At 59.7% G+C, this 7,440-nt stretch carries 6 protein-coding genes; 2 read left to right on the plus strand and 4 right to left on the minus strand.

Annotated features, from left to right (window positions below; all coding sequences use genetic code 11):
- A partial coding sequence (locus AC1VTH_RS05255; protein WP_481335091.1) for a uroporphyrinogen decarboxylase/cobalamine-independent methonine synthase family protein occupies positions 1–886 on the plus strand: 886 nt, incomplete at its 5' end.
- A 266-nt stretch (positions 887–1,152) separates the two neighbouring features.
- On the opposite strand, the gene AC1VTH_RS05260 is transcribed toward AC1VTH_RS05255, so the two are convergent.
- The gene (locus AC1VTH_RS05260) at positions 1,153–2,112 is read right to left on the minus strand and encodes a hypothetical protein (protein WP_481335092.1); all 960 of its coding nucleotides are present in this window, start codon (positions 2,110–2,112) and stop codon (positions 1,153–1,155) included.
- A 709-nt stretch (positions 2,113–2,821) separates the two neighbouring features.
- Between AC1VTH_RS05260 and AC1VTH_RS05265 the strand changes: the two genes are divergently transcribed.
- Positions 2,822–3,958: a 5-methyltetrahydropteroyltriglutamate--homocysteine S-methyltransferase gene (locus AC1VTH_RS05265; protein ID WP_293824838.1), complete on the plus strand. Its 1,137-nt coding sequence runs from the start codon at positions 2,822–2,824 to the stop codon at positions 3,956–3,958.
- 131 nt (positions 3,959–4,089) lie between these two features.
- On the opposite strand, the gene AC1VTH_RS05270 is transcribed toward AC1VTH_RS05265, so the two are convergent.
- The 3 genes from AC1VTH_RS05270 to AC1VTH_RS05280 are packed head-to-tail and all read right to left on the minus strand — an operon-like array spanning position 4,090 to position 7,223.
- On the minus strand, positions 4,090–4,968 hold the full coding sequence (locus AC1VTH_RS05270; RefSeq protein WP_481335094.1) for a hypothetical protein: 879 nt from the start codon (positions 4,966–4,968) through the stop codon (positions 4,090–4,092).
- Entirely contained in the window at positions 4,955–6,646 is a 1,692-nt protein-coding gene (locus AC1VTH_RS05275) for an HsdM family class I SAM-dependent methyltransferase (RefSeq protein WP_481335095.1), read from the minus strand. The genes AC1VTH_RS05270 and AC1VTH_RS05275 overlap by 14 nt, the downstream gene beginning before the upstream one ends.
- Before the next feature lie 58 nt (positions 6,647–6,704).
- On the minus strand, positions 6,705–7,223 hold the full coding sequence (locus AC1VTH_RS05280; protein ID WP_481335097.1) for a hypothetical protein: 519 nt from the start codon (positions 7,221–7,223) through the stop codon (positions 6,705–6,707).
- Positions 7,224–7,440 lie beyond the last annotated feature (217 nt).

The following is a 7,440-nucleotide window of genomic DNA, read 5'->3' on the forward strand; positions in this document are numbered from 1 at the left end:
CATCAAGGTCTACGACTTCAAGACCGCCGGCTTTGGCATCGAGAAGGTCATGCAGGGCACCTACGTCGACTCCCCGCTCTCCTTTGACCCCAACCACCCCTTCATCGAGGGCTTCCGCCGCACGCAGAAGCTCGCCGGTGACACGCCCGTGAAGCAGACCATCTCGGGCCCCAACATGATTACGCTCGACTCGGTGGTTCTCTCGGCCCAGTACGCCGCCAACCCCGTCTACGCCAACCTCGACGAGTTGCGCCACGACCTGGCCAAGACCTACCAGGACGCCATCAAGGCCTTCCACGACGCGGGCTGCCGCTATCTGCAGCTCGATGACACGAGCTGGGGCGCCCTGTTCTCGCCGCGCTTCCGCGCCAAGATCGAGGCCTGCGGCTACGACCCCGACGAGCTCATCGACGTCTTTGGCGACATCACCGACGAGGCGCTCGAGGGCAGGCCTGACGACATGGTCATCACGACCCACATGTGCAAGGGCAACTTCATGAGCCACTGGCTCTACGAGGGCACCTACGAGACCATCGCCCGCCGCCTGCTCAACATCCGCGGCTTCGACGGATTCTTCCTCGAGTACGACGACGAGCGCTCCGGCAGCTTCGAGCCGCTGCGCCACCTGCCCGCTAACACCGACCAACGCGTCGTCCTGGGCCTCGTGACCACCAAGACGGCCGAGCTCGAGGACCCCGAGCGCATCCGCGAGCACATCGCCGAGGCCGCCAAGATCGTGCCGCTCGAGCGCCTGTGCCTCTCGCCGCAGTGCGGCTTCTCCTCCACCGAGGAGGGCAACTCGATCGACCCGTCCGTGCAGTGGGAGAAGCTCGCGCTCGTGCGCGACATCGCCCGCTCCGTGTGGGACGACGCCGGCGAGGCGTAAGGCGAGCCACGTAGCGCCCGCTTGGGGCCGGGACGCCACGCGCGTCTCGGCCCCTTTTGTGTGGAACGGGGTGCCGCGAGTGCGACCCCGCCCCCAACGCGCCATTTGTTGCGCACGTCTCTGCGGCCCCAAACGTGCTGTATCGATGGCGGCCTGCCGCCAGCCATAACGCACCATTGGTTGCGCACGTCTCGGCCGCTTCAAACGTGCCGGACCGATGGCGGCGCGGCCCCAAACGTGCCGAACCGATGACGACGCTGCCACGTTCAACCGCCCTGGGACACGCGGGGGATGCCGAACTTCTCGAGCTTGGCCACCAGCCGCTCCTCGTTCACTATATCGGCATACGAGAAGCGCATGATCCTGTCGACGTAGAGCGTGAGCTGCGACTCCCTCATGCGCTCGTTGCTCATCACCGCCACGGCGTCGCGCCCCTTCGTCATCTCGGGGTTCACGTACTTCTCGTGCCCGTCGAGCTCGCCCGCCACCGTCCTGCCATCCGCGAGGTGCCACAGGTAGTCACAGCGCCACGACTCGCCCTCGCAATTCGCATTGCCCACAACAACCTGCAGCTCAGGCAGCATGAAGCCATGGCGGATCATCACCGCACGACCCATCGACTCGCCACCGCTCTCGCTGCGCGCGTCGGCCCAAGCAACGCACGCGAGCGCGTCATCCAACCCGGAACGTCCCTTTCCCAAGCGCAAGACGAGCTCGGCCAGCCGCTCGCGCGTTACGCCGAGACGAGCCAGCGCCGCGTCCGCGATGACCAGCCCCTCGTCAAAGCCCAGCGTGAGCAGGCAGTCGACGATGGTGTCCTCGAACGAGGTCACGCGCACGCCATCGAGCACGACTCCTCTGCGTCTCACGTAGTGGCGCCGCGCGAGCGAGCTGTGGGCCGTTCCGGTGCCCAGCACGTGGCATTTCTTGAGGCGGCCAAACGATATCGGCAACCCGTACAGCAGGGCCGCGCTCGCAAAGCAAAACGTCCAGTTGGGATGGCGACCTGCCTGGCCCCTCAGAATGTGGAGCTCCCTTTGCCTGCGCGACAGGCCCCCCCAATACGCCTTGCGGGCATACAGGCTCGGGCGCGGAGAAACAAGGCCATGTCCCACCCTGCGCTCGAGCGCCGCCCTCAGCGCCCGGTCGTGAACGGACAGACAGGCGCCCTTGCCCTGGGCCTCATCAAGCAGACGATCTATCTCGGCCGTTCTTCTCGGCGCCATGACCCCTCCCCTCTTTGTAGGGCGAGGATAGCAAGCCAGGCGCTCAAGGAATCTAACAGGCATCTAACAGGGGTCTAACACGCGAGGTCAACCGCCATTTCTTGCCAAATAATGACCAGGGGCCAAATCCGCCGAACGGCATGTTTTCGAGCGCGACCGCAACGCGCATCGGTTGCGCACGTCTCGGGCAAGGCCCCATCAGTTAGACACGCCTCTGGAACGGCAGACGTGCAAAACCAATGGCCAACCAATCTGTCCTCAACACGCCATCGATTGCGCACGTCTCGGCGGCCTCAAACGTGCCAAACCGATGGCCATGCGCATCGGCTCTAACGTGCCATTGGTTAGGCATGTCCCAGGGCCTGTAGATGTGCGAAACCGATGGCGCTATAGCCCAGCCTCAACGTCCCATCGGTTGCGCACGTCCCGGCGGCCTCAAACGTGCCAAACCGATGGCGGCCCGCCACCAGCAATAACGTCCCATCGGTTGTGCACGTCTCGGCCGCTTCAAACGTGCCGGACCGATGGTGGCCCACCCGGCGACATACCCGGCGCCGCGCCCGCCCCGCACTCACCCCCATCCCATAGTCTACGTCTATGGAATGGCATACAAGACGCGTAGTACCAGATAGCCGCAAGCCATGGAATACTAATCACCAGCAAACCACTCGGATAAGCGCCCCAGCGGCGCACGACCAAAGGAGACCCCATGTCCTATCACTGGAACTCGCCCTTCCGCTACGACGTCGTCGGCAGCTTCCTGCGCCCGGACGTCCTCAAGCAGGCCCGCGCCGACCACGCCGCGCACCTGATCGATGACGCCCAGCTCAAGGTTGTCGAGGACGAGGCCATCCGCGACCTCGTCGCCAAGCAGAAGGCCGCCGGCTTGCACGTCATCACCGACGGCGAGTTTCGCCGCAGCTACTGGCACCTCGACTTCATGTGGGGCCTGCAGGGCATCGAGCGCCGCACCTCGCGCACGGGCTACATGTTCCACGACGAGGAGACCACGGCCGACACCGCCGTCGTCACGGGCAAGATCTCTGGCGAGAACCACCCGTTCGTCGAGCACTTCAAGTTCGTGAAGGCCCTCGAGGAGGACGGCCAGGTTGCCCGCCAGACCATCCCGGCGCCCATCCAGACCTTCTCCGAGGTCACGCTCGACCGCTGCGACGGCCAGCAGGAGAGCCTACGCGCCGTCTACGCCGATGACGAGCAGCTCGTCGCCGACATCGCCGCCGCCTACCGCACCGTCATCGCCGACCTCTACGCCGCCGGCTGCCGCAACATCCAGTTCGACGACTGCACCTGGGGCATCTATTGCGACACGGACTTCGTGGCCAAGACCGGCATGAGCCCCGTCGACATCCAGAAGGTCTCCGAGCTGGGCGTTCGCCTCAACAACCTCGCTATCGAGGGCAAGCCCGAGGACCTCGTCATCAACACGCACGTCTGCCGCGGCAACTACCACTCCACCTACGCCTTCGAGGGCGGCTACGACCCCATCGCGCCGTACCTGTTCGCCGAGGAGAACGTCAACGCCTTCTACCTCGAGTTTGACACGCCGCGCGCCGGCGGCTTCGAGCCGCTCGCCCACGTGGCCGAGGGCAAGTACGTGGTGCTGGGCCTCGTGACCTCCAAGCAACCGGGCCTCGAGGACGAGGACCTGCTGGTTCAGCGCATCAACGAGGCGGCCAAGTACGTGCCCCTCGACCACCTCTGCCTCTCCCCGCAGTGCGGCTTTGCCTCCTGCGAGTGCGGCAACAAGCTCACCGAGGAGGAGCAGTGGGCCAAGGTCGCGCTGGTCAAGCGCGTGGCCGAGCGCGTCTGGGCCGACGCCAAGTAGGGCCAGCCCACAACTCATGTATGCGAGAGGGGCGGACAGCCAGTAAGGTTGTCCGCCCCTCCTTTTATGCCGAAAAGGTCACAACACTACAAATATCTCAAGCCGACACAACAAGGCGGGCATCAGCCTCGTTACCTAGTTTGCCTAAGCGCTCGCGCTCCTTGATGGCTATCAATTGAAGAACACTCAAGAACCTTATCAATCAACACAGTAAAGAAGTGTTCGCAGCTCAGTTCACCGGGAATTACATCCCGCATCTCATCCGGAATAGTAATTTCCGGCTTAAACTCCATCCCCTTGGAATCAAGCTCGCAGTCATAACAGCTCCACGAGACGGGCATAAGGCAAACCGCATCGTACACATCCCCATCTCGACTTAGCTGCCTCAACATGTGAATAGCTTTGTTAAGGCTGTTAGGTTCTTCACAAATACTAGACTCAACGAGAAAGAAAAAGCCATGGGCAGCCAGAGGGTAGCGCTCCCTTAGGTTCTTAACGTCCCCATAAGCTTCCTCGAAACGATTAGCCAAATTTTTGCCAAAGGAGCTTCCCATTGTCTTAGTCGAAATCAGTAGTTCAGGTCCCGTAAGCCAATTAGACATCCCCACGTCGACTTGTTTTTTGTAAACCGAACCCATTACATACGCATCAGCACAACCAAACTTACGGTTTAAGGCACTTTGGGAAACTCCAAAACGTCTTGACAAAGCCGATATAGCTCCAGAAACCTCAGGATCCAGCACTCTCGGAGAAGAGGCTCTCGGCCAAACACACTCTTCAGAAAAACCGGCGCGCTCTAGCTCACAAGCAATCCACAAATCTACCGCCTTAGCAAATCTGCCAGATTGGGTTTTGTCCCCATCCCGAACGGGAACCTCTAAAAGCGAGAGCAGCTTTCCATATTCAAGCTGAGGAAGATTGTTGGAGTCCCAAAACGGCTTCGAATCGGATGACTTCCACTCTGAAAGAATGGGGTCGAAAGCAGCGAGTTTGTCATCAGCAGTAGCCATTTCTTGCCTCCTCCACCTTTGGCGAATTAGCTCTGTTCAAACGTCTCCCCCTGAGCTCAAATAAAGCGCCCCTGATTCTTTGCGCGCCTTCGGCAGAAATGCCCATCCGCCGATAAAGAATCTCATCGACGAGAACAGTCGCAGCATCTCTATCCCTAGAGGACAAGGCCGTTCCAATTGCATCTGAACGCTTTAACAATTCCGCCTTTGAATCTAGCAGGATATCGGCGGAAGGCATCAACCACTTTCTTGCTTCCCTCGGCTCCAATTTAAGCACCCCTCCGCCATATGAACGCCCAACAAGCTCAGCCGAAACAAGGGACAGTGAAGACATTGCTGCAAAGGGAAGAAGCCTCCCCAAGTCTGGCGAATAATCCTCATTCAGAATTAGCCCATGCACCGAATTCAGATGTGCAATGCGAGCCGAATTGAAGCAGAGATTCGGCCCCATTCCATTCATATATGTCAGGAATATATCGCATCGCTTCACCCCCGGGACTCTCCACCAAGGAGAACGTACGCGGCACTTATAAGCCTGATTAACTTCCAAGCTTTCACCATAGGCGATATATTTTTTCGCCGGCCCGCTTGGTTGGTCATCTTGCGGAGAAAATAGCCACGTTTTCATATCCTTGGAGACAAGGGAGGCAAAGTCATCTTCATCCAATTCGAAGCGTCGAAGGTGCCGAGAGCCGGAGGGACAAATTGGTTCGAGATCAGACTTACCTAGTCCCCACTTTTGAACTTCTGAAGAAGATAGGGTGAAATACTTATTGGCACCAGTAACCGCGCCGAGTTTAATCTCGCCATAATCCCCCAGAGGAGTAGTGAGGGTATCTGGTAGTTTTGAAAGCAGTTCACTGGCGCTCTGATAAGCAAATCCAATAGGCCACTTGTTCGCACTATCAACTTCAAGAGTCCGAAAGCAGCCCTTTCCCAGATCGAGAGTAGACACCGCTTGCATCAGCGAAATTGCAGCGGAAGAGCCGCAGTCAAAACCATCCGCAAGAAGTAGAACAACTTCTTCCTGAACTTCGGGGAATACTCTTTTCTCGAAGGAGACAATCTTGACGTCAGAAAACCGACGAAGAAAAAATCTCCTAATCGATGCAGCATAATTAGCGCTCAAAAGCTCAGCGGGCAGCACCATACCCATTCTCCCGCCACGTGATAAAAATCGCGCAGCATGAACAACGAAGGGTGCCCACGATGATGCAGTTGAGCCAACAGCAACTCCCATTGAAAACGCAGACTCTATTGCTTTATTTCTCTGAGAACCCGTAAAGTCTTGGAACCGAATGTAAGGCGGGTTTCCGACGATAGCCGTATAGATGGGAGTCGGATTTAAATCGAAAAAGTCACCCACCTCTATATTTGCGTGCACGCCCTTTGACTCGAGCTCGGAACAGGCAATCGCGGCGCTGTCTTCATGCAGTTCAACCCCCGTAAGGTTTGAACCAATCTCATCCAGAGAGGCTCCAAGTTTCTTCAACCTATTCGCAGCCTCAGAAAGGAAAACCGCTTCTCCGCACGAGGGCTCAAGGACACGGTCTAGTCTTCCCCTAATACAATACTTACAAATATATTCGGCCAAACGCGGAGGAGTATAGAAGGCTCCGCGTGCCTTCCTATCACTTCGAGTGTCCAAAGCTTCACTCAATACAGACCCGTACGCCACTCTTTCCTCCTTCTCTCATATAAATAGTATCTCAACCGCATCTGACAATTATTAATCCCTACAGCGCGAGTCTTGCGATGGCGCCGGAGAGCTCGCGGACGCACGGCGCCAGGTCCCGGCCCCTCTCGCCCAGGCACGCCAGCGCACGCACGAGCGCCACGTTGGCCTCCTGCGACATGACGCCCGCACGCATCGCACGCGCCATGCGAAGGGCTCCGCCAAGCACGCACAGCAGCAGCGAGACAACGTCTACGTCCGTCATGTCAACGTGCGCGGACGCGCCCATCGCCACGCCGCGGTGCTCGGCCACGTGCTCGGAGCGGGCGCGCACGGCAGCGGTAAGCTCCTCGAGACGCGTCTCGTCCTCGCAGGCACATGCCGCAGCAGCGCCCTCGATGACCACGCCAAAGGCGTGCTCGCACGGCACGAAGCCCTCATGTGCATCCATCGCGGCGCACATCGTGGCGCCCAGGCCCACGAGCTGGGCAACGAGCACCTCGCGCGCCCGCTCAATGCGCCGGATCTGTTCCGCATCTGCCATGGCCTCAACCTGACCGTGGACAACCTGCTCGCTCATCGCGCTCTCCCCTCTCGCCGGACGCGCCGGCGCTCGTCGTGTCAGCGCGATGGTACCAGCCAGTCGCAGCAAAAATGGGGCCAGCCGCACGCACGCGGCTGGTCCCCACAAGTCAAACACGAAGCGTTCGCAAGCGAGTGCCGCCCCCACAGCCAGCACGCCACGCGGCCCCGCGGCCACGACCGGCAGCGACCACAGGCATCAGGCTCCCTACAGC

The organism is Parolsenella sp. (assembly GCF_982402205.1).

Excerpts from the sequence above, each read along its gene's own strand:
- AC1VTH_RS05260 (WP_481335092.1), bottom strand. The coding sequence starts at position 2,112 with ATGGCGCCGAGAAGAACGGCCGAGATAGATCGTCTGCTTGATGAGGCC.
- AC1VTH_RS05265 (WP_293824838.1), top strand. The coding sequence starts at position 2,822 with ATGTCCTATCACTGGAACTCGCCCTTCCGCTACGACGTCGTCGGCAGC.
- AC1VTH_RS05280 (WP_481335097.1), bottom strand. The coding sequence starts at position 7,223 with ATGAGCGAGCAGGTTGTCCACGGTCAGGTTGAGGCCATGGCAGATGCG.
- AC1VTH_RS05270 (WP_481335094.1), bottom strand. The coding sequence starts at position 4,968 with ATGGCTACTGCTGATGACAAACTCGCTGCTTTCGACCCCATTCTTTCA.